The organism is Oceanicaulis sp. HTCC2633 (genome assembly GCF_000152745.1).
In the GTDB taxonomy this organism is placed as follows: Bacteria; Pseudomonadota; Alphaproteobacteria; order Caulobacterales; family Maricaulaceae; genus Oceanicaulis.
Genome location: NZ_CH672428.1, coordinates 582,294 through 606,654 on the forward strand (window position 1 = coordinate 582,294; position 24,361 = coordinate 606,654).

The following is a 24,361-nucleotide window of genomic DNA, read 5'->3' on the forward strand; positions in this document are numbered from 1 at the left end:
AGACCCTACGCTCCAGCGCCAGCGATCAGCCACAGGGCCAGGACAAGGACCCCGATGAGCATCACGAATGCATAGTGATAGAGATAGCCGCTCTGCAGCTTGGCGATACGGCGGGCCGAGGACATCGCCGTGGCGGCGATGCCGTTCGGACCCAGCCCGTCGATGATCTTCTGGTCGCCGAACTTCCAGAACACATCGCCGAGCACGCGCGTCGCACGCACGAAAGTGGCGTTATAGAGCTCGTCGAAATACCACTTGTTGGACAGGAAGCGGTGCAGCGGACCATTGTTCGCGGCGATCCGGCGCGGCAGTTCGGGATTGGCCATATAGAAGTACCAGGCCAGAACGAAACCGAGCAGCGTCACCACGAACGGGCTGAACAGCACCCAGGTCGGCGGATGGTGGCCATGATGCTCACCCTCGGCACCTTCGCCATGATCATCGGCCCCGGCGGCGGCATGGCTGTCGCCATGCGCGTCCGCGGCTTCGACCGCATGCTCCTGAGCCGCCTGAGCCTCATCCTCGGACATGGCCGCTTCCAGCGATGCGGCTTCCGCTTCGCTCAGCTCGACCCCGTGATCGGATGCATGGCTCTGGGCGTAATCCTCGACCAGATGACCGTAATTGCCCACAGCGTACGGACCCGCCGGCAGGCTCTCTTCCCAGAAGGTCAGAGCGCCCTTGCCCACGAAATCGGACTTGAAGGCCGCGCCGGCGAACAGGGCGCCGATCGCAAGGACCAGCAGCGGGATCAGCATGACCGGGCCGCTTTCATGGGCGTGCTTGAGCACTTCAGGCTCGCCCCGGTGCTTGCCGTGGAAGGTCATGAAGATCAGACGCCAGGAATAGAAGCTGGTCAGGCCGGCGGCGATGACGCCGATCCAGAAGGCGAACATGCCGAAGGCGACGCCGTCCTGGCCCATCATGAAGGCTTCCTCGATGATCATGTCCTTCGAGTAGAAGCCCGCAAAGCCGATGCCCAGCAGCGGAATGCCCACACCTGTCAGCGCCAGCGTGCCGATGATCATCATGATCCAGGTGATCGGCAGCAGCTTGTAGATGCCGCCCATATTGCGCATGTCCTGCTCGTCGTGCAGGCCGTGAATGACCGAGCCGGCGCCGAGGAAGAGCAACGCCTTGAAGAAGGCGTGCGTGAACAGGTGGAACATGGCCGCGGAATAGAGGCCCAGGCCCGCCGCGAAGAACATGTAGCCCAGCTGCGAACAGGTCGAATACGCGATCACGCGCTTGATGTCGTTCTGCGCCAGACCCACGGTCGCGGCGAACAGAGCCGTTGTCGCGCCAATGAAGGTGATGAAGGCGGAGGTGTTCGGCGCCAGCTCAAAAATGGCGTGCGCGCGACAGACCAGGAACACGCCAGCCGTCACCATGGTGGCGGCGTGGATCAGCGCGGACACAGGCGTGGGGCCTTCCATCGCGTCCGGCAGCCAGACGTGCAGGAAGAACTGGGCCGATTTGCCCATAGCGCCGATGAACAGCAGGAAGCCGATCAGCTCGAGCACTTTGAAATTGATGCCGAAGAAGGCGATCGTCTCTTCCGCCATGGCCGGAACCTGGGCGAAAACGACGTCGAACTGCAGCGAACCGAAGACCAGATAGATCGCCATGATGCCGAGCGCGAGGCCGAAATCGCCAACCCGATTGGTGACGAACGCCTTGATGGCGGCGCTGGTGGCGCTGTCCTTCTGATACCAGAAACCGATCAGCAGATAGGAGGCGAGACCCACGCCTTCCCAGCCAAAGAACATCTGGATGAAGTTGTCCGCGGTCACCAGCGACAGCATGGCGAAGGTGAACAGCGACAGATAGGAGAAGAATCGCGCGCGGTGCGGATCATGGGACATGTAGCCCCAAGAATAGACATGCACCAGCGAGGACACCGAGGTGATCACGACCAGCATGACGGTCGACAGGGTGTCCAGGCGAATCGCCCAGTTGATCTCGAAATTGCCAACCGCCATCCATTGCGCCAGCTCGATGGTGCGGGCGTTGCCGCCCATCGCGACGTCAAAGAAAAGCGCAATGGAGCACAGGGCCGCAGCGATGGTGGCGCCGGTGGTGATGATCTGGGCCAGACGGTCCCCGATCTGCTTTTGCAGCAGACCGGCGATCGCAGCGGCCAGAAGCGGGGCGAAGACGACGATATAAGCCATGACCGTGCGTTAGCCCTTCATCAGGTTGACGTCGTCAACCGCGATGTCGCCGCGGTTGCGGAAGAAGACGACGAGGATGGCGAGACCGACCGCGGCCTCGGCGGCGGCGACGGTCAGGATGAACATGGCGAACACCTGGCCGGTGAGGTCTCCGAGATGAGCGGAGAAGGCGACCATGTTGATGTTCACCGACAACAGGATGAGCTCGATCGACATCAGGAGGATGATGACGTTCTTGCGGTTCACGAAGATCCCGAACACCCCGATGGTGAACAGGATCGCCGCCAGGGCGAGGTAGTGACCCAATCCGATTTCAAGCATCAGCCAATCCCCTCGCCGCTCTTGATGTCGACGATTTCAACGGAGTCTTCGCGCTTGCGGTTCACCTGGGCGTGCATGTCCTGACGCTTGACGCCATCGCGATGACGCAGGGTCAGAACGATCGCGCCGATCATGGCGACAAGCAGCACGAGGCCCGCAATCTGGAAGAACAGGACGTAACGGTCGTAGATGAGCGCGCCGAGCGCAGCGACATTGGTCATGTCGTCCGGCGTCGGCGACTGAAGCGCGGCGGACGCGCTGTCAGCGCTGACCCAGCTCAGCCCGGTCATCGCAAGGATGCCGGCGAGCGCAAGCGCCACCACACCGCCGAGCGGCGCATGAGAGATGAAGCCTTCCTTGAGCTGGGCGAAGTCGATGTCGAGCATCATCACCACGAACAGGAAGAGCACCGCAACCGCGCCCACATAGACAATGACCAGGATCATCGCCAGGAACTCGGCCCCGAGAAGGACGAACAGCCCCGCCGCCGAGAAGAAGGCGAGGATCAGGAACAGGACCGCCCGAACCGGGTTTTTGGCGATCACCACCATCAAGGCGGAAAGCACCGCGGTCGCTGAAAGAATGTAGAAGGCCGCTGCTGACAGCACTGTTGCCCCCCTTGCGGGCGACGAGCGAGGCTCGCCGGACTGAGATCAAGTGGAACTGGAGAGAATCCCCAGCCCCGATATGGAGTCGCGCGCCGTAATAGCGTTAGCGATAGCGCGCGTCGAGTTCGAGGTTCCGAGCGATTTCACGTTCCCAACGGTCGCCGTTATCGAGGAGCTTGGCCTTGTCGTAGTACAGCTCTTCACGGGTTTCGGTGGCGAACTCGAAGTTCGGGCCCTCAACGATTGCATCCACAGGGCATGCCTCCTGGCAGTACCCACAATAGATGCACTTGGTCATATCGATGTCGTAACGCGTGGTGCGGCGGGAGCCGTCAGCGCGAGGTTCGGCCTCGATGGTGATGGCCTGGGCCGGGCAGATCGCTTCGCACAGCTTGCAGGCAATGCAGCGCTCTTCGCCATTGGCGTAGCGACGCAGAGCGTGCTGGCCGCGGAAGCGCGGGCTCAGGCGTCCCTTCTCGAAGGGATAGTTGATGGTCGGCTTCTTGCGGAAGAAGTACCGCATGCCGAGTGCGAACGCGCCCCAGAAATCCATCAGGGCGGCGCCGCGCAGGGTTTGTGCAATCCGGCTCATGTCAGATCCTAAGCCCCTTAAGCAGCGTTCGAGTAGACGACGATGGCGCCCATCACGGCGACGGCGGCCAGCGAGGTCGGCAGGAAGATCTTCCAGCCCAGACGCATCAGCTGGTCATAGCGGTACCGGGGCACCAGCGCCTTGACCATGGCGAACATGAAGAAGAACAGCACGACCTTGATGGCGAACCAGAACACCGGCGGCACCCAGGTGAAGGGCGCGAAATCGAACGGCGCATGCCAGCCGCCCATGAACAGGACGGTCATCAGGGCGCACATCAGGACGATGTTGAGATATTCGCCGATCATGAACAGCAGGTACGGAGTGGAGGAGTATTCCACCTGATAGCCGGCCACCAGCTCGGATTCCGCCTCGGGAAGGTCGAACGGCGGACGGTTGGTCTCCGCCAGCGCCGAGATGAAGAAGATCACGAACATCGGCACGGTGATCACGAAGGTCGGCCAGGGCAGCATGTCAAACGACAGCACGTGCCAGTTCCAGAAGCCGCCCGCCTGCGCCTCGACAATGTCGGACAGGTTCATGCTGCCCACCATCAGAAGGATGGTGACGAGCACGAAGCCGATGGACACCTCATAGGAGACCATCTGGGCCGCCGAGCGCAAAGCGCCGAGGAACGGGTATTTCGAGTTGGACGCCCAGCCGCCGATGATGATGCCGTACACGCCGAGCGAGCTGATCGCGAAGATATACAGGATGCCGACATTGAGGTCGGAGATGACCCAGCCCGGCGCCACGGGAATCACGGCCCAAGTGATGAAGGCGAAGACCAAAGTCATCAGCGGCGCGAGGATGAACAGCGGACGGTCCGCGCCGGCCGGAACGATGATTTCCTTGAGCACGAACTTGATGAAGTCGGCGAAGGACTGCAGCAGACCGAAGGCGCCGACCGTGTTCGGGCCCTTGCGCATCTGAACCGCCGCCCAGACCTTGCGGTCCATCAAGAGCAGGAAGGCCAGCGAAAGCAGCAGGACGACCATGAAGCCCAGGATCTGGCCGACGGACGCCAGCGTGCCCCAGAGCGGTCCCCATTGGGTGACGAAATCGTACATGAGCCCTACTCCGCCGCTTGCAGGGTTTGACGCGCAGCGGCCGCCGCGGCTGAACACTCAGCCATGGTCTTGGACGCCCGCGCGATCGGATTGGTAAAGTAGAAGTCTTCCACCGGGCTCCTGAACGGCGCATCGGACACGTCGCCCGCTTCACCCAGCTCGGCCGGTTTAAATTCGCCTGCAGAGAGCGCGCCCGGCGCATGGTCGATCTGACCGAGGATCTCATGATCCGCGATCAGCTTGGCGCGCAACGCGTTCAGGCTGTCATAGGGCAGCGTCTTGCCGAGGCGGGCGGACAGGGCGCGGAAGATGGCCCAATCCTCTTTGGCTTCGCCTTTGGGGAAGACGGCGCGTTCGGCCATCTGCACCCGGCCCTCGGTGTTCACATACAGGCCCGGCTTCTCGGTATAGGCGGCGGACGGCAGGATCAGGTCCGCGCGTTGCGCACCCTTGTCGCCGTGATGGCCCACATAAATGACGAAGGCGGAGCCCAGCCTGGCCGTGTCGATCTCGTCCGCGCCCAGAAGCACGACGGTTTCAACCTCGCCCGAAGACGCGCCGTCGAGGATGGCGGCCGTATCGCGACCGCCTTCACCCGGGATGAAGCCCAGATCGAGCGCGCCAACGCGGCTCGCCGCCGTGTGCAGCACGTTGAAGCCGTTCCAGCCTTCTTTCACCGCGCCGATCTTGTCAGCGAGCTCACCAGCAGCCCGCAGCACCTGCAGACCGTCTTCACGGGCCAGTGCGCCAGCGCCGAGGATGATCATCGGACGCTCGGCGTCCTTGAGGGTCTTGATGAAGCCCGAGCGCTTGCTGCTGAGGCCTGCGAGGTCCGCAGCGCCCTCACCCACATGCGCATAATCATAGGTCAGGTCATGGGCCTCGCCGATGACGCCGATCTCGCACTTGCCGGTCAGCCAGCGCTGACGGATGCGGGCGTTCATCACGGCCGCTTCCACGCGCGGATTGGCGCCGACGATCAGAATGGCGTCAGCCTGATCAATCCCCTTGATGGTGGAGTTGAACAGATAGCTCTCGCGCGGACCCGCGCCCAGTTTCGACCCGTCCTGACGTGCATCGAGGGATTTGACCCCGAGCGCATCAAAGAGGTTCTTCGCGGCGTACAAGCCCTCGACATCATTCATGTCGCCTGCGATCACGCCGATCTTCGAGGCATCGCCTGAGAGCTTCTCTTCGGCGATGGTCAGCGCGTCATCCCAGGAAATCGGGGCGAGCTTGCCGTCCTTCTTGGCGAACGGGCGATCCAGACGCTGGCGGCCCAGGCCGTCCCACACAAAGCGGGATTTGTCGGAAATCCATTCCTCGTTCACGTCGTCATGCAGGCGCGGCATGATGCGCAGCACGGCGCCGCCGCGGCTGTCGACGCGGATGTTCGATCCAAGCGCGTCCATCACGTCGATGGTCTCGGTCTTGGTCAGCTCCCACGGACGCGCGTTGAAGGCGTAGGGGCGAGAGGTCAGCGCGCCCACCGGGCACAGATCAATGACATTGCCCGACAGCTCGGACGTCATGGACTGCTCCAGATAGGTGGTGATCTCCATGTTCTCGCCACGGCCGATCGCGCCCAGCTCAGGCACGCCCGCGATCTCGGTGGAGAAACGGACGCAGCGCGTGCACTGGATGCAGCGGGTCATCTCCGTCTTGATCAGCGGACCCATGTATTTTTCTTCAACCGCGCGCTTGTTCTCGTCAAAGCGGGACCCCGAACGACCATAGGCCAGCGACTGGTCCTGAAGGTCGCATTCACCGCCCTGGTCACAGATCGGGCAGTCGAGCGGGTGGTTAATCAGGAGGAACTCCATCACCCCTTCGCGCGCCTTCTTGACCAGCGGGCTGAGCGTGCGCATTTGCGGCGGCTCGCCATTCGGCCCGCCGCGCATGTCGCGCACCAGGAAAGCGCAGGAGGCGACCGGCTTGGGCGCGCCCACCAGCTCCACCAGGCACATGCGGCAATTGCCCGCCACCGACAGGCGCTCGTGATAGCAGAAGCGCGGAATTTCCCGGCCCGCCGCTTCAGACGCCTGCAGCAGGTTGTAATCGTTCGGGACGGTGACTTCCTCGCCGTCGATCACGATGGTGCGCAGATTATCAGACATGTCTGGTTCCTACTCCGCAGCCTGGGGCACGAACACCGGCTTGCCGGCGCGGTAGTTGTTGATCCGATCCTCGATCTCGCCGCGGAAGTGACGGATCAGGCCCTGAACTGGCCAGGCCGCCGCATCGCCGAGCGCGCAGATGGTGTGGCCTTCCACCTGGCCGGCCACATCGAGAAGATCGTCGATCTCGCTCGTCTCCGCTTCGCCGCGGGACATGCGGTCGAGCACGCGCCACATCCAGCCGGTGCCTTCGCGGCACGGCGTGCACTGGCCACAGCTCTCGTGCTTGTAGAAGTACGAGATGCGCGCGATCGCTTTGACGAGGTCGGTGGACTTGTCCATCACGATCACCGCGGCGGTGCCAAGGCCCGAGCGGTGCTCCTTCAGGGCGTCAAAATCCATCAGGACATCGTCGCAGATTTCCTTGGGCAGCAGCGGCACGGACGAGCCGCCCGGAATGACCGCCTTGAGATTGTCCCAGCCGCCGCGCACGCCGCCGCAATGGGTCTCGATCAGGGTCTTGAGCGGGATGCTCATCACCTCTTCGACGTTACAGGGCGCGTTCACATGGCCGGAGATCGAGAAGACCTTGGTGCCGGCATTGCCCTCGCGGCCAAATCCCGCAAACCAGTCCGCGCCCCGGCGCAGAATGGTGGGCGCAACGGCGATGGATTCCACGTTGTTCACGGTGGTCGGCGCACCATAAAGGCCCGCATTCGCCGGGAAAGGCGGCTTCAGGCGCGGCTGGCCCTTCTTGCCTTCCAGGCTTTCCAGCAGCGCAGTTTCCTCGCCGCAAATGTAAGCGCCGGCGCCGTGGTGGATGTAGAGATCGAAATCCCAACCGTGGATGTTGTCCTTGCCGATCAGCTTGGCGTCATACGCCTCCTTGATAGCGGCTTCCATCCGGCCCAGCTCGAACTGATATTCACCGCGGATATAGATGTAGCAAGCATGCGCCTGCATCGCGAAGGACGCGATAAGGCAACCCTCGATCAGGGTCTGGGGATCATTGCGCATGATCTCCCGGTCCTTGCAGGTGCCCGGTTCGGATTCGTCAGCGTTCACTACGAGGTAGTGCGGGCGCGCCCCCACTTCCTTGGGCATGAACGACCATTTCAGGCCGGTCGGGAAGCCGGCGCCGCCCCGGCCACGCAGACCGGACTTCTTCATCTCGTCGATGATCCAGTCACGGCCCTGCTCAAGGATCTCCTTGGTGGCGTTCCAGTGACCGCGTTGCTTCGCCCCCTCAAGGCGCCAGTCATGGCGGCCATAGAGATTGGTGAAGATCCGGTCCTTGTCCTGCAGAAGCTGGGTCATGATTTACCCTTCCGCCTTGCCGGCCAGGTCTTTGGCCTGGTCGATCCAGTTGTCGCGCTCGATCCGGCCGCGCAGCTTCAGCGCCGCATCGACCCAGGCCGATTCTTCAGCCGACCAGCTTGCGATCTGGCCGTAATGATACACGCCGATTTCGTTAAGCGAGGCTTCCAGTTTCGGACCGAGACCGGACAGCTTCTTCAGATCATCGGCTTCGCCCTTGGGCTTTTTCAGAAGCGCCGGCTTCTTGCCCGCGCCAGCGTCCGCAGCGACGTCTTTCGGAGCCGTGGATTTCGCCTTCGCCTTGGGCTTGGCCTTGGTTTCGGCGGCCTTTTCCTGCGGCTTGGCCGGTTCGGCTTTCGGAGCTTCGGCTTTCTCGGCGCCCTTGGTGTTGGGCAGCTTGATCTTCTTGGCGCGAGAGCCGTCATAGAGGCTCTCATCGACCAGCGTCTTCACCGTCGCCTGGGTCGGTTCGGAGCAGGAGCGGCCCGAGATCGGTCCTGCCTTGACCTCCTTGCCGGCGCGCAGATCGTCGAGCATCTGCTCAAGCGCTTCAGCGGTCAGATCTTCGTAATAGAGGTCGCCCTCAGTGTTGGAGATCTGGACCATCGGCGCATTGGCGCAGGCGCCCAGGCACTCGACTTCTTCCCAGGCCAGCATGCCGTCAGACGACACATGCTCGCGGCCCTTCTTGCCGATCTTCTTCTCGCACACCGCTTTGAGGTCGTCCGCGCCGCGCAGCCAGCACGGGGTCGTGCCGCACACCTGGATCAGGTGTTTGCCGGTCTGCTCGAGGTTGAACATCGTGTAGAAGGTCGCGACCTCGTACACGCGGATATACGGCATGCCGCAGCGGGCCGCGATCTCGCGCATGGCGGGTTCGGACACCCAGTTGTCCTGCTTCTGCGCAATCCACAGCAGCGGGATCACCGCTGACGCCTTCCGCTCTTCAGGATATTTGGCGAGCCAGAATTTGACCTTGGCTTCGCTCTTCTCGTTGAAGGCGAAGCTTTCGGGTTGCTCGGCGGCGATGCGACGCGCGCTCATCGGTCAATCTCCCCGAACACGATGTCGAGCGAGCCCAGAATTGCGGACACGTCCGCAAGCATGTGGCCCTTGTTCAGATGATCCATGGCCTGAAGGTGCGGGAAACCCGGCGCACGGATCTTCAGGCGATAGGGTTTGTTGGTGCCGTCGCCGATCAGGTAGACGCCGAACTCGCCCTTGGGCGCTTCCACGGCGGCGTAATACTGACCTTCTGGCACGTGCACGCCCTCGGTGTAGAGCTTGAAGTGCTGGATCAGCGCTTCCATGGAGCGCTTCATCTCGGCGCGGCGCGGCGGCGCGAACTTGGTGTCCACCGGCAGCACATCGCCCTGGTTCTCCTCGCGGGAGAGCCAGTCACAGCACTGCTTCATGATCTTCACGGACTCGCGCATCTCTTCCATGCGGCACAGATAGCGATCGTAATTGTCGCCGTTCTTGCCCAGCGGAATCTGGAATTCGAGCTCGTCATAGACCTCATAGGGCTGGGAGCGGCGCAAGTCCCAGGCAAGGCCCGAACCGCGCACCATGACGCCGGAGAATCCCCACTCAAGCGCTTCCTGTTTGGACACGACGCCGATATCGACGTTCCGCGCCTTGAAGATGCGGTTCTCGGTCAGAAGGGTCTCAAGATCGTCCACGTGCTGCGGGAACTGCTCACACCAGGCGACGATGTCGTCGATCAGCTCTTGCGGCAGATCCTGGTGCACCCCGCCCGGGCGGAAATAGTGGGCGTGCAGGCGGGCGCCGGACGCGCGCTCATAGAAGCCCATGAGCTTTTCGCGCTCTTCAAAGCCCCACAGCGGCGGGGTCAGCGCGCCCACGTCCATCGCCTGGGTGGTGACGTTCAGCAGATGGTTCAGGATGCGGCCGATTTCGGAGTAGAGCACGCGCACATAGGAGGCGCGCTTGGGCACGGGAATGCCCGCGAGCTTCTCGATGGCCAGGCAGAAGGCGTGCTCCTGATTCATCGGCGCGACGTAATCGAGGCGGTCGAAATAGCCGATGCCCTGAAGATAGGTCTTGTGCTCCAGCAGCTTCTCGGTGCCGCGGTGCAGAAGGCCGATATGCGGGTCAACGCGCTCGACGACTTCGCCATCCAGCTCCAGCACCATGCGCAGCACGCCGTGAGCGGCGGGGTGCACCGGGCCGAAATTGATCGTGAAATTGCGGATATCGGTTTCAGCCATGTCAGGCGTTCCCCTGCGGCGCCATGGCCGCCATCAATTCTTCGCCAGTCATCTTCTTGGTGTCCTGTGCGAAGTCATAAAAACGCGGTTTTGCATCGATGAAGACTTCCGAACGGAAGGTCGCAGCATCACTCAGCGGCACGGCGAAGGCGGAAATGGCGATCTTGTCGTGATCGTCCGCAAATCGCCAGGCGAGCGCAGAGCCGCACGTCTTGCAGAACAGGCGCTCGCCCCACTCCGAAGAACGGTAGACGCCCACAGCGTCCTGATCGTCAAAGACCGGGGCCGACAGCGCCATCACATCCATGAAGGGCCCGGCAGCCCAGGTCCGGCACTGTCCGCAATGGCACGCATCCACATTCTCGTCACGCAGCGTGACGGAGAAGGTGCAGGCCCCGCAAAGACAGCGCCCCTGTACAGGTTGAGACATCAAGCGCCCTCCCCGCCGGCCTTCTCGTCACCCGGCAGCACGTATTTCGCGCCTTCCCAGGGGCTGAGAAAATCAAAGTCGCGGTATTCCTGCACCAGCTCGACCGGCTCATAGACCACGCGCTTCTGCTCGTCGTCGTAGACCACCTGGTTGAAGCCCGAGAGCGGGAAGTCCTTGCGCAGCGGGTGACCGTGGAAACCATAATCGGTCAGGATCCGACGCAGATCAGGATGGTGATCGAACAGGATGCCGTACATGTCGAAGGCTTCGCGCTCGAACCAGTTCGCCGCCGGGAACAGCTCCACGACGGAATTGACGGGCGTATCCTCATCCGTGCTCAGAACCACGCGAATCCGCTGGTTCAGATGCATGCTCAGAAGATGATAGACCACATCGAACCGGTCAGAGCGGGACGGCCAGTCCACGCCGCAGATGTCGATCAGGGTGGTGAAGCGGCACAGGGCGTCATCGCGCAGAAACCTCAGCACCTTCACCACGCGGTCGCGGTGAATGGTCAGCGTCAGCTCCTCATGGGCGACGTCCACACTACGGACATCGTCGCTCAGCGCCGCCGAAAGATGGGCGCCCAGTTCAGTCATCGTTTCGGTCATGCTCATAAGAGCGTCTCCTAAACGGGCGCCTTAGCGCTCGATCGAGCCTTCGCGGCGAATTTTCTTCTGAAGCTGCAGGATGCCGTAAACCAGCGCCTCTGCGGTCGGCGGGCAGCCCGGCACATAAATGTCGATCGGAACGATCCGGTCACAACCGCGCACCACCGAATACGAATAATGGTAATAGCCGCCGCCATTGGCGCAGCTGCCCATCGAGATCACGTAGCGCGGCTCGGGCATCTGATCGTAGACCTTGCGCAGGGCCGGAGCCATCTTGTTGGTCAGCGTGCCCGCCACGATCATCACGTCGGACTGACGGGGCGAACCGCGCGGCGCGGCGCCCAGACGCTCGACGTCATAGCGCGGCATGGAGGCTTGCATCATCTCCACCGCGCAACAGGCGAGACCAAAGGTCATCCACATCAGCGAACCGGTGCGCGCCCAGGTGATCAGGTCGTCCGCCGCAGCGACAAGGAAGCCCTTGTCCGCCAGCGCATCGCTGACGCCGTCAAAGAACGGGTCATGCTTCTTCGGGTCGTAATGCGGCGTCTTGGCCGTAGCGGCGGAGCCCGCCGGAACAATCAGGTCAGACATGTGCCCTACTCCCAGTCCAGCGCGCCTTTGCGCCATTCATAAAGAAAGCCCACCGTGAGAACCCCCAGGAAGACCATCATCGACCAGAAGGCCGCGACGCTGCCGTCAAAGATCGGGAACAGCCAGGGGAACAGGAAGGCGACTTCGAGGTCGAAGATGATGAACAGGATCGCCACCAGATAGAAGCGCACGTCGAATTTCATGCGCGCGTCGTCAAAGGCGTTGAAGCCGCATTCATACGTGGAGACCTTTTCCGGATCGGGGTCAGACGGCGCCAGCACGAAGGCGGCGAGAATGAACACGAGACCCAGCCCGGCGGCTATGCCCAGAAAGATCAGGATCGGCAGATATTCCAACAGGAGCGCGTTCATGTGAGGTCGCACCCTTCCCCGCATCAAGATGGCCAAATGGACCGGTGATTCCGTTTTGCGTATCCGGCCATATAAATCCGAACAAACGCTTGCACAGTGAATCCCCGGCCGCGGTTGGGGCGGAAGCTAGTCTTCTGACTGCGCGCTCGCAAGCCGAAAGCTCTGTCCAAATGCGGTCTAAAGTGGGGAAAAGACGGCTATATTTGCGAATGCCTCTCAAATGCGGAGCATTTCTTTCTTCTGTTTCATTTTCTGCAACGGATCAGACCGTGATACGGCGTATGCCAAGCAAGACGGCGCATGTGCGCCAGGACTTCGCCAGGGGCAAAAACGTGACACGCATTCTATACGCAGGCGGAGCGATTCTCGTCGCCGCCGCATTGATCTGGTTTATCTTTTTCCGCGGCAGCGCAGCGGCGACGGGCGATCTTGTAATCGAGACCTCTCCCGCAGAAGCCCGCGACATCTCGAGAATCGTTTCCTCATCGGGCGCCATTGCGCCGCTGATCACGGTCGAGGTCGGCTCGCAATTGTCTGGTCAGGTGCTCGAACTGCACGCTGACTTCAACGACCAGGTCTCCTCAGGCGATCTTCTTGCCCGAATCGACCCCCAGACCTTCGAGACCCGCGTGGAAGAGGCGCAGGCCTCACTGGAAGTGGCGAGCGCACAGGTCGCCGTGGCCCAGGCCAATCTTGAACGCGCGCGTGTTGACCTCGAAGTCTCCCAACGCAGCTTTGACCGGGCGCAGGAGCTGGTTCAGCGCGGCACATATTCCGCTGCACAATATGACAGCGCCGAATCTGCGCTTGCCGCCGCGAACGCTGCGCTTCTGGTTGCGCAAGCCAATCTTCGCAACGCCCGCGCCAGCGAGCTTCAGCGGCGGGCCTCTCTGGAAAGCGCCCAGGTGGATCTGGAACGCACCTACATCCGGTCTCCCATCGAAGGCGTCGTGATCGACCGTCAGATTGATGAAGGCCAGACCGTTGCGGCGTCCTTCAACGCTCCGGTTCTGTTCCTGATCGCCCAGGACCTCTCTCGCATCCAGATCGAGGCCGAGATTGATGAGGCCGATATCGGCCAGATCGATGAAGGCCAGACCGTCACCTTTGACGTTGACGCCTATCCGGATCGCGAATTCGCCGGCGAAGTGACCCAGGTTCGCCTCGCCGCCACCAATGAAGCCAATGTGGTCACCTATACGGTCGTCATCCAGGCCGACAATCCCGGCCAGCGCCTGTTGCCGGGCATGACGGCGAACGTCTCCATCGTTACGGGCCAGGTTGAAGACGCGCTGTCCGTGCCGAACGCCGCGCTTCGCTTTACGCCGCGCGGCGCGGCCGAAGCCCTTGTGGTCGCCAATGAAGGCGATCAGGGCGGACGGCGCGAAGGCGGCGGCGCCGCCATGATGGAACGGCTCGCAGAGCAGCTTGAGCTGACCGATCAGCAACGTCCCGAAGTGGAGCGCGTCATGCGCGAGACCTTCCAGCAGATCCGGGCGCAGTTCCAGAACCCCGCTCCCGGCGCACCGCCGCCCAACCCGCAGGCTCTGATCCGTCGCGCCTTGTCGGGCGTTCTGACCGCCGATCAGCTGGCGCGTTATGACCAGCTGAGCCAGGAGCGCGCCCAGCAGCGTGATCAGGTGCGCCGCGGCTCGATCTGGATCGAAACGGCAGACGGCCAGCTTCAGGAGCGTCCAGTCGGCATCGGTCTGTCAGACGGTCAGTACACCCAGATCGTCGGCGAGTCCCTGAATGAGGGTGATCTCGTCGTCACTCGCGTCCGCGAGACCGCCGGATGACCGAGCCTCTCATTCAGGCGCGCAATCTGACCCGGGTCTATACGCTCGGCGGCGGAGATGTGTATGCGCTGGCCGGCGTGGACTGCGACATCAATGCTGGCGAGTATGTGGCGATCATGGGGCCCTCCGGCTCCGGCAAATCCACCTTCATGAACATGGTGGGCGCGCTCGACCGTCCCAGTTCGGGCGATCTGATCATCGCTGGCGAATCCCTGTCGGGCATGAGCCCGGACCAGCTGGCGGATTTCAGGAACCGCAAGGTCGGCTTCGTGTTCCAGCAATTCAACCTTCTGCCGCGCACCACCGCGCTCGACAATGTGGCGCTGCCGCTGCTGTATCGCGGCATGCCGCACAGGGAGCGCAACGAACGCGCGGCGGAGTGCCTTCGCATGGTGGGGCTGGGCGAACGCATGGACCATCATCCGTCTCAACTCTCAGGCGGTCAGCAGCAAAGGGTCGCCATTGCGCGCGCCCTGGCCGGAAAGCCCTCCATCCTCCTGGCGGACGAACCGACAGGGGCGCTCGACAGCCAGACCACGATCGAGGTGCTCGACATTCTCGATCAGCTGAACGCCGAAGGCATCACCATTGTCCTGGTCACCCACGAGGACGAAGTGGGCGCCCGCGCCCGTCGCCGGATCTGGTTCCGGGACGGCCTCATCGTGGAGGACAGCCAATGAACATGATGGCGGCGATCGGGGTCGCGCTGACGGCCCTGCGCGTCAATGCGCTGCGCAGCTTCCTGGCCATTCTCGGCGTGATCTTCGGCGTCATGGCCGTGATCACGACGGTCTCGCTGGCGGACGGCGCCAGTCAGGCGGTCCAGGACCAGATTTCCTCGCTGGGCTCGAACTCGCTCAACATCCGCGCCGGCTCCAACGACCGCGGCGGCCGACGCGGCGGCGCAGGCAGCGGCACGCCCTTCTCTTCTGATGATGTGGACGCCATCCGCAATCAGGTAGATGTCATCGTGGCGGCGTCCGGCACGGTGGACGGGTCTGTGACGGCTGTGGTGGACGGGGTGAACTGGCCCACTCAGATTTCCGGCGTGCATCCCGATTATCTCGAGATCCGTGACTGGACCATCGCCGAGGGACGCATGTTCTCGGTGGTGGACGTCGAACGCAGCAATCGCGTCGCCGTGCTGGGCCAGACCGTCGCCGAAGAGCTCTTTCCCTCGGGCGGCGCCCTGGGCGCATCCGTGCGTTTGAACAGCCAGCCGTTCGAAGTCATCGGCATCCTGTCCGAACGCGGCCAGTCCAGCTTCGGGCAGGATCAGGACGACATCATCATGGCGCCCATCTCGACTGTCCGTTCCCGTGTGGTCGGGTTTGCCCGCGCCGGGGTTCGCGATCCGGTTCAGCGTATCTGGGTCAAGGTCGCCGCTGGCGAGGACATGGATTACGCCACGGCCGAGCTGGAAAACTTCCTGCGGGTTCGCCGCGGGATCGATCCGGGAGAAGAGGACGACTTCCAGGTCCGCAACTTCGCTGAGTTCATCACCGCCTTCAGGGCGACAGAGACCGTCATGGGCCTTCTTCTGGCCGTCGCGGGCCTGATCACCCTCATCGTGGGCGGGATCGGCATCATGAACGTGATGCTGGTGTCCGTGACCGAACGGACCCGGGAAATCGGCCTGCGGCTCGCCATAGGCGCGCGCCGCGCAGACATCCGCAACCAGTTCCTGATTGAATCGGTTGTGCTGTGCTCGGTCGGCGGCGTGCTGGGGCTCCTCTTCGGACTGGGCCTCGCACTCAGCATCGAACAGTTCGCCCCTGCGCTGGGCGTGAACCTCAATGTCGCTGTGAAACCCACCATCGCACTGGTCGCCATTGGGGCCTCCACGATCGTGGGCGTGCTGTTCGGCTTCTATCCGGCGCACCAGGCCAGCCGTCTGGACCCGATCACCGCGCTGCGTCACGAATAGGCGCGAGCCTGACCCTCTATTGAAAAAGGCCGCCCCAAGGGCGGCCTTTTTGCATCTGATGACATGGGGAGCGGCATCAAGACCGGACACAAATCAAGAGGTTCCCATGTCCGCCAAGATTCGCCCGCTCATCATGATGGAGGTCCTTCTGCTGGCCGCCCTGGCCATGTCGGTCAAGGCCGTGTTCGGCCTCGTCGCCTGGCGCTATGCAGGGCCGCTCACATTGCTCGTCCTCCTGTCAGGGCTGACAATCTATTTCAAAGCCAGAGGCCTGAGTTGGCGCGAATACGGCCTCGTCCGCCTGCCAAAGCTCAAATCCTGGCTTCTTCTGCCTTTTCAGAGCCTTCTGGCGGTCATCGCCATTCTCGGAACCGGGGTGGCCGCAGCAAGCCTGGGCGGCGCGCTCGGCTTTGAATTCATGACCCAGGAGCCTGAAGGCGTGATGGATCGGTTCGGAGCGGTCGCTGATGGCAGCCTGCCACATTATCTGCTCTGGCTCGCCATAGCGATCTTCGCGGCGGGCCTTGGCGAAGAATTGTTCTTTCGCGGGTACTTGATCAACCGCCTGAAAGACGGCCTGGGCTGCGGGGGTTTCATGACCGCCCTGACGATCATTCTGCCCGCGCTCTATTTCGGCTATGGCCATGTCTACTATCAGGGTCTGCGCGGCCTGATCGTCACTGGACTCATCGGCCTGATGCTGGGCGTCCTGTTCGTTTTGTACAAGCGCAATCTCTGGCCGCTGATCATCGCGCACGCCGTGGTGGACAGCCTCGTGTTCACAGCGCTGTTCTTCCAGCTCGATGTGTAGACATACGGATCCGGTTCGGGCCGCGTCTCTGTCGTCATATCGGGAAGAAAATTCGATCCGAACTGGCGCGAGTGACGGGACTCGAACCCGCGACCTCCGGCGTGACAGGCCGGCGCTCTAACCAACTGAGCTACACCCGCCCGGATCGATGCGCCAGACAGATCTGGCGAAATCAAAAAGCCGCCCGTGGCGGCTTGTCCTGCTGATCTGAACTGGCGCGAGTGACGGGACTCGAACCCGCGACCTCCGGCGTGACAGGCCGGCGCTCTAACCAACTGAGCTACACCCGCTCAGATCATGCGCGGCGCATCGCCGCGTCAGGAAGCGTGTGTCTAAAGGCGCTCCGCACGACGGTCAAGCGGGTTTTGCCAGCAAGTGCAGCGCCTCGCTGTGGGAAAATCACAGCCGCGTGAAGCCGCTCGCAGGAAGGGAACGGCAGCGTTAAGCTGGGCTTATGAGACGATCACGCCCCCTGCTTCGCACCACCCTTTTCCTGGCGCTCCTGCTGCCGCTTCTGGGCGGTCTCGCTGTCTCCTGCAGTCCGGTCCGCTACATCATGATGACCGCCAGCACGACCGGCGCCGGTCCTGAGGCCCAACCGCCCTTGCCCGGCGTGGATGATGGTCTGTCTGGCTGGCTGCAAGCGCGCCCTGACGTCGATCTGCTCATCTCGCAAACGCTGTATGGCGCGCCGCTGCCGCCGGGAGAGGTTCGCGTCACTGAACACAGAGTGATTGATGCGAATGCCTATAATGGCGCGGGACGGCTTGAAATGCTGAGGCTCTCGATCACCCTGCCCGGCAACGGGCAAGGCGCTATCGATCTGGCGCTCGTCCTGCCCAATTCATCGACTGAGGCCGCGCCGGTCATCCTGATCCCGAGTGATTGCGGGCTGCAGGCGCAATTGCGACGCTCGGACATTCCGCCAAACCGCAATCCGGTCCCCTCCTATTGCGAACCCTCTGGTTCAAGGCTGGAGGAGTACGCCAGCAGCTTTTTTGGCGAATATGTCGTCAGCCCGCCCCTCGAACAGATTCTGCGCCGTGGCTACGCTGTCGCTGCCTGGCATGAGAGCGATATTGCGCCCGATCGGGCCAGCCTTCACGCCGAGACCTTGAGGTCGCTGGGTCTGGACCCGGCCGCGCCAGACCGTCCGGGCGTGATCGGCGTCTGGGCCTGGATGATGAGCCGCGTGGCGGATGTGCTTGAAACTGAAGAGGCCATCGATTCAGAACAATTGGCCGTCATGGGGCATTCCCGCCGGGCCAAGGCCGCGCTCCTCGCCGGCGCTCGGGATGAACGCTTCAGCGTCATCCTCGCCCATCAATCCGGCACGGGCGGCGCATCGCTCCACCGGGACAATCTGGGAGAACCGATCGGTTCCATCACCGAGGGATATCCGCACTGGTTCGTGCCCGGCTATGCCGATTATGCCGATCGCGAAGACGCACTGCCGCTCGACGCGCACTATCTGTTGGCGCTGATCGCACCGCGCAGCGTACTGCTGGGCAATAGCTGGCGGGATGTCTGGTCCGATCCGGCCGGCGCCTGGCGCGCAGCCGAAGCCGCAAGCCCGGTCTGGTCGCTCTATGACGTGGAGGGGCTGAACCAGACGCGCCTAGACGAAATCGATGTCAGTGGTCACATCGCCTATCATATCCGGCCCGCAACCCACGGCGTGCGGGGCGAGGACTGGGACGCATTTCTGGCGTTTCTGGACGCGCAGCTTCAAACAAGGTCCGGGCCTGAGCCCTAAAGCCAGCGTTTGATCCGGCCTTCACGTACTTCCTTGAGTTCCGCGCCTTCATCGCCCAGCGTGGCCCGGCTCCATCCCAGGCGCCAGGCGGAGTACGCCTTCTGCCGGTCCTCGCCCTCAAGGCCCGCCTCATCCATAGCCTTCACGAAGGCCGCGTAGTCCTCGAAGTCTTCGCCAGCATGGGCGGCCTTGAACGCTTCAAAGGGACTCATTCAGGCGCACTCCCCGGATGAGCGGGCCCAGGCCCGCTGCACTGATCGGAAAGACTGTCCGAGCCGCGCGACGGCGGCAATGGGGAAATGTCCCGACACTCTGGATCCTGTACGTGAAGTCCGGGCCGGTGGTGGGTGGTGACGGGGTCGAACCGCCGACCTACTGGGTGTAAACCAGTTGCTCTACCAGCTGAGCTAACCACCCGCATCCGACTCGAAGGGCCGCCCTTTTAGCCTTCAAGCTGGGTCGGCTTCAAGCGGTCAGAGCCGTAAGAGCCGAAGCGCCGTACAGATTTTGCATGACCGGCCAGGTGCTCGAGCGCCTTGGCCACGGCCTTGTCCTCTTCATGGCCTTCCAGATCGAGGAAGAACATCTGCTCCCAGGGCGCGCCATGAACCGGGCGGCTTTCAAGCTTGGTCATGTTCACCCCATGCTGACGGAAGCCATCAAGCGCATCCACAAGAGAGCCTGACGCATCCGACGTGATGAAAACCAGTGAGGTCTTGCACGGCAGGAGCGGCGACGCCGGCGCAGGATCGACCGCCAGCGCCACGAAACGGGTCTCATTGCCTTCAAAGTCAGAGATGTTGGGCTCGATCAGGTTCAGACCGAACAGGCGCGCGGCATCCGGGCCCGCAACAGCTGCGACAGCCGGGCCCTCATCCAGCGCCCGCTCGAGCGCCCGCGTGGTGGATGTGACCGGTATCTTCTTGAGGTCCGTGCGGGCATTGAGCCATCTTTGCGCCTGTCGCAGGGCTTGCGGATGTCCGTAGACCGTGCGCACGGGGCCCAGATCCGTCGCCTTGCCCATCAGCGCGTGCTGGATCTTCATATGGTGCTCTCCGGCGATCTTCAGATTGGAGTCGCGCAGAAGGTCATAGACCTCGTTGACCCCGCCCGTGGCGGTGTTCTCGATCGGCAGAAAGCCGTAATCGGCCTCGCCATCCTCAAGCGCCTTGAAGATGGCGGCGTAGTCGCGCTTGATCACCGGCGCAACGCCCGAGTACCGACCGGAGAAATGCGCATTGGCCGCAAACTGGGAGTAAGAGCCCGGCCCCCCGAGATAGGCGACGCGCGCCTCGGTCAGCATGACATCGCCCGCGCGCGCATCCAGGCTGGCGCGCTGACGGCGCAGGGAGTCATCGATGATGGCCTGAAACAGCGTTTCAACAAAACTGTCAGCCAGCCCCAGCTCCCGCCCTTTGGCCACTGCGCGTTCAATGACCGCGCGCTCCCGGTCAGTATCGCGAACGGGGCTCTGATCTCCGGCCTTGAGCGCGACCAGCGCTTCGACCAGCCGTCGCCGTTCCGCGAGCGTTTTCAGGATTTCGGAATCCGTCGCATCAATGGCCTGACGCAGGATCTGGCGTTCATCATGGGTCTTGGTCGGGCTCATTGCCGTTTCTCCAATAAAAAACCCCGCCATCGGGCGGGGCTGGTGACTTTTTCTTGCAAGCAAGCAGCGTCAACCGGCCCCATGGGGACGATAGAAATAGCCGCCGAAGAAAAAGAGGTTTGCTGTCATCATGCGATGCAGCATGAAACTGTCTGTGAGCTTCGGTCAAGTCCTATTGCCCGGACAATTGACATTCCGGGCGCAACACCGCCCGATAGCGGCTCACTCACAGTCAGGACCGTCATACAATGCTGACCGCTCTTACCGCCGCCGCCCTTCTGATCAGCCAGCCCCAGGCCGTGATTGAAACATCAGAAGGACGGATTGTCGTCGCGTTGAATGAGACGGCCGCGCCTGTCACCGTCGCCAACTTCATCGCCCATGCCGAGGCCGGCAATTTCGATGACGGCTCTTTCTATCGCACCGTGCGCGACGACAATGAGCGCGAAGGCATTGCGCCTATGAACCTCATCCAGGGCGGGCACAGCTTTGACGGGCTTGCGGGCGCGGAAGGCATTGCTCATGAGAGCACGCTTGAGACCGGTCTCACCCATGATCGCGGCGCCATCTCCATGGCGCGGGACGGAGTCGGGACAGCGACCACCGAATTCTTCATCATGGTCAATGACTATCCCGGCCTGGACGCCGGACCGGACGGGCGCAATCCGGATGAAGCGGGCTATGCGGTCTTTGGCGCGGTGACTGAAGGCATGGACGTGGTGGAACGGATCTGGATGAGCCCGGCCAGCCTGGAGCGGGCGCCGGCTGATTTCCCCTATCCGCAATTCATCTCAGAGCCCATCCGGATCGAAACCGTCCGGATTCTGGATGAGACCCAACAGACTGACTAGTTCTTGAGGTCCTGGCGAAGGGCTGTCAGTCGCGCCGCCACGTCGTGGGCGACCGCCTCCCCCATCATCTTCTCGAGCCGGGCATTGACCGATTCAAAGGCTGACTTGGCGCGGTCGGCCTTCTCGACACCTTCCTCGCTGACTTTCAGGCGCCAACGTCGGCGGTCGCTGGCGTCGCGGGTGCGTTCGATCAGACCTTCGCGCTGCAACCGCGCGACCATCTGGGTCACGGCAGGCTCAGACAGTTCAAGCCGGACGGCGATATCGCTCTGGGTGGCGTCGGGATCACGTAGCACAACACCCAGAAGCGCCGCTTGAGCCACCGTAAGACCCGCCGCCTCGATCACCAGGGAATCCGCTTCCTGACGCAGGCGTTCGGCGGTCTTGATCACGGCGGAATACAATCGGGGGCTGGTGTCGCTCATTCACTCACTCTGAATTCATCACTCCGCCCGCTCGGGCGGAGGCGTATATACATATTTATCGCTATCCCAGTTTGGTCAGGAAAGCCAAGTCGCTAAACGTCTAAACTTTCCAGACTCACAACAGAAAAGGCCCCGGAGCATGCTCCGGGGCCTGATCTTGTGTAACGCGCGGACCTAGTGCGGGCGCTGTTCCCCGCCGCCGCTGACTTCCGTCGATCCGGGCAAGGCCGCCAGCGCAGCGGCCTCCGCTTCTGTCCACTCAACCGGCTTAATCGGCTCGGCCAGGGCCGTGTTGAGAACCTCCTCGACGGTCTCGACCGGAATGATCTCGAGCCCTTCTTTGACATTGTCCGGGATCTCGGCGAGATCCTTTTCATTGTCCTTCGGGATCAGGACAGTCTTCACGCCGCCGCGCAGAGCCGCCAGCAGCTTCTCTTTCAGACCGCCAATCGGCAGGACACGACCCCGCAGGGTGATCTCACCTGTCATCGCTACATCCTTGCGCACCGGCACGCCGGTCAGCGTAGAGACAATCGCGGTGATCATCGCGCCGCCCGCAGACGGACCATCCTTCGGCGTCGCGCCCTCAGGCACGTGTACGTGAATGTCGGTCGTGCGGAACACAGTCGGCTTGATCCCGAGCGTCGGGGCCCGGCTCTGAACGTACGAGTTCGCCGCAGAGATGGATTCCTTCATCACATCCTTGAGGTTGCCCGTAACGGTCATCTTGCCGCGACCGGGCATCTGCACCGCTTCAATGGTCAGCAGATCGCCGCCCACCTCAGTCCAGGCCAAGCCCGTCACCAAGCCGACCTTGTCCTCGGCTTCGGTTTCACCGAAACGGTGTTTCCTCACCCCGGCGAAATCATCAAGATTGTCCGAGTTGATGGTCACATGGTCGGTATCGCCCGCCACCAGCTTACGCACGGTCTTGCGCGCCAGACGCGCAATCTCGCGCTCCAGATTCCGCACGCCGCTTTCACGCGTGTAATAACGGATCAGGTCGCGCAGAGCGCTGTCCTCGACCGTCCATTCGCTCTCCTTCAGCGCATGGGTCTTGAGCTGTTTGGGGATGAGGTGACGGCGCGCAATCTCGATCTTCTCATCCTCGGTATAGCCCGCGATCCGGATGATCTCCATCCGGTCGAGAAGCGGTTGCGGCAGGTTCAGCGTGTTCGCCGTGGTGATGAACATCACGTCGGACAGGTCGTAATCCACTTCCAGATAGTGATCGTTGAAGGTGGAGTTCTGTTCCGGGTCGAGCACTTCAAGAAGCGCCGAGGCCGGGTCGCCGCGATAGTCCGCGCCCAGCTTGTCGATCTCATCCAGCAGGATGATCGGGTTGGTGGACTTGGCCTTCTTCAGCGACTGGATGATCCGGCCCGGCATGGAGCCGATATAGGTCCTGCGGTGGCCGCGGATCTCGGCTTCATCCCGCACGCCGCCCAGAGACACGCGCACGAACTCGCGTCCCGTAGCTTCCGCGATGGAGCGTCCCAGCGAGGTCTTGCCCACGCCCGGAGGGCCGACAAGGCACAGGATCGGGCCGCGCATCTTCTTCACCCGGGTCTGAACCGCGAGATGCTCGACAATGCGTTCCTTGACCTTCTCAAGGCCGAAGTGATCGCGGTCCAGCACCTGCTCGGCCTGACCCAGATCCTTCTTCAGGCGCTTGCGCTTGCCCCAGGGCAGCGCCAGCATCCATTCCAGATAGTTACGCACCACTGTGGCTTCCGCCGACATGGGGCTCATCTGGCGCAGCTTCTTGAGTTCGGCCTCGGCTTTTTCGCGCGCTTCCTTGCTGAGCTTGGTCTCGGCGAGTTTTTCCTCGAGCTCGGTCAGCTCTTCGCGACCGTCATCGCCCTCGCCCAGCTCGCGCTGGATCGCCTTCATCTGCTCGTTCAGATAATACTCGCGCTGGGTCTTCTCCATCTGCCGCTTGACGCGGTTACGGATCTTCTTCTCGACCTGCAGCACGCTGATCTCGCCTTCCATCAGCGCGAACACCTTCTCAAGGCGCTCTGCAACATTGGAGTTGGCCATCAGCTCCTGTTTCTCGGAGATTTTCACCGACAGATGCGCGGCGATGGTGTCGGCCATCTTGGCGGCGTCGGAAATCTCGCCCACGGCAGACAGCGCCTCGGGCGGCACTTTCTTGTTGAGCTTGACGTAATCCTCGAACTTCTCGGCCGCCGCGCGCATCAGAGCCTCGACCTCGGCCGGGTCCGCGACCTGCTCGTCGACCAGCTCGGCTTCGGCCTCGAAATACGCCTGGTTGTCCAGAAAGCGGGTGATCGTCATGCGGCGACCGCCCTCGACCAGCACCTTCACGGTGCCGTCGGGCAGTTTGAGAAGCTGCAGCACGGATGCAACCACGCCATCAGTATAGACCGCCTCATGGGCCGGGTCGTCATCCGCGGCGTTCTTCTGGGTCGCCAGCAGGATCTGCTTGTCCGCGCGCATGACTTCTTCGAGCGCCCGCACCGATTTCTCACGGCCCACGAACAGGGGCACGATCATGTGCGGGAACACGACAATGTCGCGCAGCGGCAGCAGGGGAAGCGTTTTTGTTTCGCTCATAGTCATTCTCCAATCGGTCGGGTCACCCCCGCTCCCGGGGCGCAACTCAACCACGCCGACCCTTGCGGCGTCGGCCTCACGACCAGGCCCGCTCATCAAGCCGAACCTCGCCGTGTTTGCGTGCCTAGACAAGTGGAGGCGGCGCCTTGTGGCTTCAAGCCTGCGGT

At 62.5% G+C, this 24,361-nt stretch carries 23 protein-coding genes and 3 tRNA genes; 6 read left to right on the forward strand and 20 right to left on the reverse strand.

Going from position 1 to position 24,361, the window contains the following annotated elements:
• Positions 1 to 5 precede the first annotated feature (5 nt).
• From nuoL to OA2633_RS02905, 13 genes are all read right to left on the reverse strand, one after another.
• The gene (nuoL, locus tag OA2633_RS02845) at positions 6 to 2,174 is read right to left on the reverse strand and encodes an NADH-quinone oxidoreductase subunit L (protein ID WP_009800974.1); all 2,169 of its coding nucleotides are present in this window, start codon (positions 2,172 to 2,174) and stop codon (positions 6 to 8) included.
• 9 nt (positions 2,175 to 2,183) lie between these two features.
• Entirely contained in the window at positions 2,184 to 2,495 is a 312-nt protein-coding gene (gene nuoK, locus OA2633_RS02850) for an NADH-quinone oxidoreductase subunit NuoK (protein WP_009800975.1), read from the reverse strand.
• Positions 2,495 to 3,103, reverse strand: coding sequence for an NADH-quinone oxidoreductase subunit J (locus OA2633_RS02855; protein ID WP_009800976.1), 609 nt, complete (start codon positions 3,101 to 3,103; stop codon positions 2,495 to 2,497). Before OA2633_RS02855 ends, nuoK begins: the two co-directional genes overlap by 1 nt.
• A gap of 103 nt (positions 3,104 to 3,206) precedes the next feature.
• Complete coding sequence (gene nuoI / locus OA2633_RS02860) at positions 3,207 to 3,695, reverse strand: NADH-quinone oxidoreductase subunit NuoI (RefSeq protein ID WP_009800977.1); 489 nt, start codon at positions 3,693 to 3,695, stop codon at positions 3,207 to 3,209.
• A gap of 17 nt (positions 3,696 to 3,712) precedes the next feature.
• A complete protein-coding gene (gene nuoH, locus OA2633_RS02865; protein ID WP_009800978.1) occupies positions 3,713 to 4,765 on the reverse strand; it encodes an NADH-quinone oxidoreductase subunit NuoH in 1,053 nt (350 codons plus the stop codon).
• Between the two features lie 5 nt (positions 4,766 to 4,770).
• Positions 4,771 to 6,882 (reverse strand): NADH-quinone oxidoreductase subunit NuoG, encoded by a 2,112-nt coding sequence (gene nuoG / locus OA2633_RS02870; RefSeq protein WP_009800979.1) that lies wholly within the window; start codon positions 6,880 to 6,882, stop codon positions 4,771 to 4,773.
• 9 nt (positions 6,883 to 6,891) lie between these two features.
• Positions 6,892 to 8,199 (reverse strand): NADH-quinone oxidoreductase subunit NuoF, encoded by a 1,308-nt coding sequence (gene nuoF / locus OA2633_RS02875; RefSeq protein WP_009800980.1) that lies wholly within the window; start codon positions 8,197 to 8,199, stop codon positions 6,892 to 6,894.
• 3 nt (positions 8,200 to 8,202) lie between these two features.
• The gene (gene nuoE / locus OA2633_RS02880) at positions 8,203 to 9,243 is read right to left on the reverse strand and encodes an NADH-quinone oxidoreductase subunit NuoE (RefSeq protein ID WP_009800981.1); all 1,041 of its coding nucleotides are present in this window, start codon (positions 9,241 to 9,243) and stop codon (positions 8,203 to 8,205) included.
• The gene (locus tag OA2633_RS02885) at positions 9,240 to 10,430 is read right to left on the reverse strand and encodes an NADH-quinone oxidoreductase subunit D (protein ID WP_009800982.1); all 1,191 of its coding nucleotides are present in this window, start codon (positions 10,428 to 10,430) and stop codon (positions 9,240 to 9,242) included. The genes nuoE and OA2633_RS02885 overlap by 4 nt, the downstream gene beginning before the upstream one ends.
• A gap of 1 nt (position 10,431) precedes the next feature.
• Positions 10,432 to 10,860 (reverse strand): GFA family protein, encoded by a 429-nt coding sequence (locus tag OA2633_RS02890; protein WP_040612407.1) that lies wholly within the window; start codon positions 10,858 to 10,860, stop codon positions 10,432 to 10,434.
• Positions 10,860 to 11,471, reverse strand: a complete 612-nt coding sequence (locus OA2633_RS02895) for an NADH-quinone oxidoreductase subunit C (protein ID WP_040612982.1) — start codon at positions 11,469 to 11,471, stop codon at positions 10,860 to 10,862. Before OA2633_RS02895 ends, OA2633_RS02890 begins: the two co-directional genes overlap by 1 nt.
• 30 nt (positions 11,472 to 11,501) lie before the next feature.
• Positions 11,502 to 12,101, reverse strand: a complete 600-nt coding sequence (locus OA2633_RS02900; RefSeq protein ID WP_156776067.1) for an NADH-quinone oxidoreductase subunit B family protein — start codon at positions 12,099 to 12,101, stop codon at positions 11,502 to 11,504.
• Positions 12,071 to 12,436 carry an NADH-quinone oxidoreductase subunit A gene (locus OA2633_RS02905; RefSeq protein WP_009800986.1) on the reverse strand — a complete coding sequence of 122 codons (366 nt, stop codon included), beginning with the start codon at positions 12,434 to 12,436 and terminating at the stop codon, positions 12,071 to 12,073. The genes OA2633_RS02900 and OA2633_RS02905 overlap by 31 nt, the downstream gene beginning before the upstream one ends.
• Positions 12,437 to 12,768: 332 nt before the next feature.
• Here OA2633_RS02905 and OA2633_RS02910 point away from each other — a divergent pair, with 332 nt between their 5' ends.
• The 4 genes from OA2633_RS02910 (at position 12,769) to OA2633_RS02925 (ending at position 16,973) form a co-directional block, all read left to right on the forward strand.
• Complete coding sequence (locus OA2633_RS02910; RefSeq protein WP_241760685.1) at positions 12,769 to 14,235, forward strand: efflux RND transporter periplasmic adaptor subunit; 1,467 nt, start codon at positions 12,769 to 12,771, stop codon at positions 14,233 to 14,235.
• A complete protein-coding gene (locus OA2633_RS02915) occupies positions 14,232 to 14,915 on the forward strand; it encodes an ABC transporter ATP-binding protein (protein WP_009800988.1) in 684 nt (227 codons plus the stop codon). The genes OA2633_RS02910 and OA2633_RS02915 overlap by 4 nt, the downstream gene beginning before the upstream one ends.
• On the forward strand, positions 14,912 to 16,162 hold the full coding sequence (locus tag OA2633_RS02920; RefSeq protein ID WP_009800989.1) for an ABC transporter permease: 1,251 nt from the start codon (positions 14,912 to 14,914) through the stop codon (positions 16,160 to 16,162). The genes OA2633_RS02915 and OA2633_RS02920 overlap by 4 nt, the downstream gene beginning before the upstream one ends.
• Positions 16,163 to 16,268: 106 nt before the next feature.
• The gene (locus tag OA2633_RS02925) at positions 16,269 to 16,973 is read left to right on the forward strand and encodes a CPBP family intramembrane glutamic endopeptidase (protein ID WP_009800990.1); all 705 of its coding nucleotides are present in this window, start codon (positions 16,269 to 16,271) and stop codon (positions 16,971 to 16,973) included.
• A gap of 63 nt (positions 16,974 to 17,036) precedes the next feature.
• Here the strand turns inward: OA2633_RS02925 and OA2633_RS02930 are convergent.
• Both OA2633_RS02930 and OA2633_RS02935 read right to left on the reverse strand, forming a co-directional pair.
• Positions 17,037 to 17,113: transfer RNA gene (locus tag OA2633_RS02930), tRNA-Asp, on the reverse strand.
• Positions 17,114 to 17,186: 73 nt separating this feature from the next.
• A tRNA-Asp gene (locus OA2633_RS02935) sits at positions 17,187 to 17,263 on the reverse strand.
• A 164-nt stretch (positions 17,264 to 17,427) separates the two neighbouring features.
• On the opposite strand from OA2633_RS02935, the gene OA2633_RS15145 reads away from it, so the two are divergent.
• Positions 17,428 to 18,729, forward strand: a complete 1,302-nt coding sequence (locus OA2633_RS15145; protein WP_009800991.1) for a hypothetical protein — start codon at positions 17,428 to 17,430, stop codon at positions 18,727 to 18,729.
• Here OA2633_RS15145 and OA2633_RS02945 read toward each other — a convergent pair.
• From OA2633_RS02945 to OA2633_RS02955, 3 genes are all read right to left on the reverse strand, one after another.
• Entirely contained in the window at positions 18,726 to 18,941 is a 216-nt protein-coding gene (locus OA2633_RS02945) for a hypothetical protein (protein WP_009800992.1), read from the reverse strand. The two genes, OA2633_RS15145 and OA2633_RS02945, sit on opposite strands and share 4 nt — an antisense overlap.
• Before the next feature lie 129 nt (positions 18,942 to 19,070).
• A tRNA-Val gene (locus OA2633_RS02950) sits at positions 19,071 to 19,146 on the reverse strand.
• A 25-nt stretch (positions 19,147 to 19,171) separates the two neighbouring features.
• Positions 19,172 to 20,338 carry a bifunctional chorismate mutase/prephenate dehydratase gene (locus OA2633_RS02955; protein WP_009800993.1) on the reverse strand — a complete coding sequence of 389 codons (1,167 nt, stop codon included), beginning with the start codon at positions 20,336 to 20,338 and terminating at the stop codon, positions 19,172 to 19,174.
• A gap of 248 nt (positions 20,339 to 20,586) precedes the next feature.
• On the opposite strand from OA2633_RS02955, the gene OA2633_RS02960 reads away from it, so the two are divergent.
• On the forward strand, positions 20,587 to 21,189 hold the full coding sequence (locus OA2633_RS02960; protein WP_009800995.1) for a peptidylprolyl isomerase: 603 nt from the start codon (positions 20,587 to 20,589) through the stop codon (positions 21,187 to 21,189).
• Here OA2633_RS02960 and OA2633_RS02965 read toward each other — a convergent pair.
• Both OA2633_RS02965 and lon read right to left on the reverse strand, forming a co-directional pair.
• Positions 21,186 to 21,614 carry a MarR family winged helix-turn-helix transcriptional regulator gene (locus tag OA2633_RS02965; RefSeq protein ID WP_009800996.1) on the reverse strand — a complete coding sequence of 143 codons (429 nt, stop codon included), beginning with the start codon at positions 21,612 to 21,614 and terminating at the stop codon, positions 21,186 to 21,188. The two genes, OA2633_RS02960 and OA2633_RS02965, sit on opposite strands and share 4 nt — an antisense overlap.
• A 174-nt stretch (positions 21,615 to 21,788) precedes the next feature.
• Positions 21,789 to 24,194, reverse strand: coding sequence for an endopeptidase La (gene lon / locus OA2633_RS02970; protein ID WP_009800997.1), 2,406 nt, complete (start codon positions 24,192 to 24,194; stop codon positions 21,789 to 21,791).
• Positions 24,195 to 24,361 lie beyond the last annotated feature (167 nt).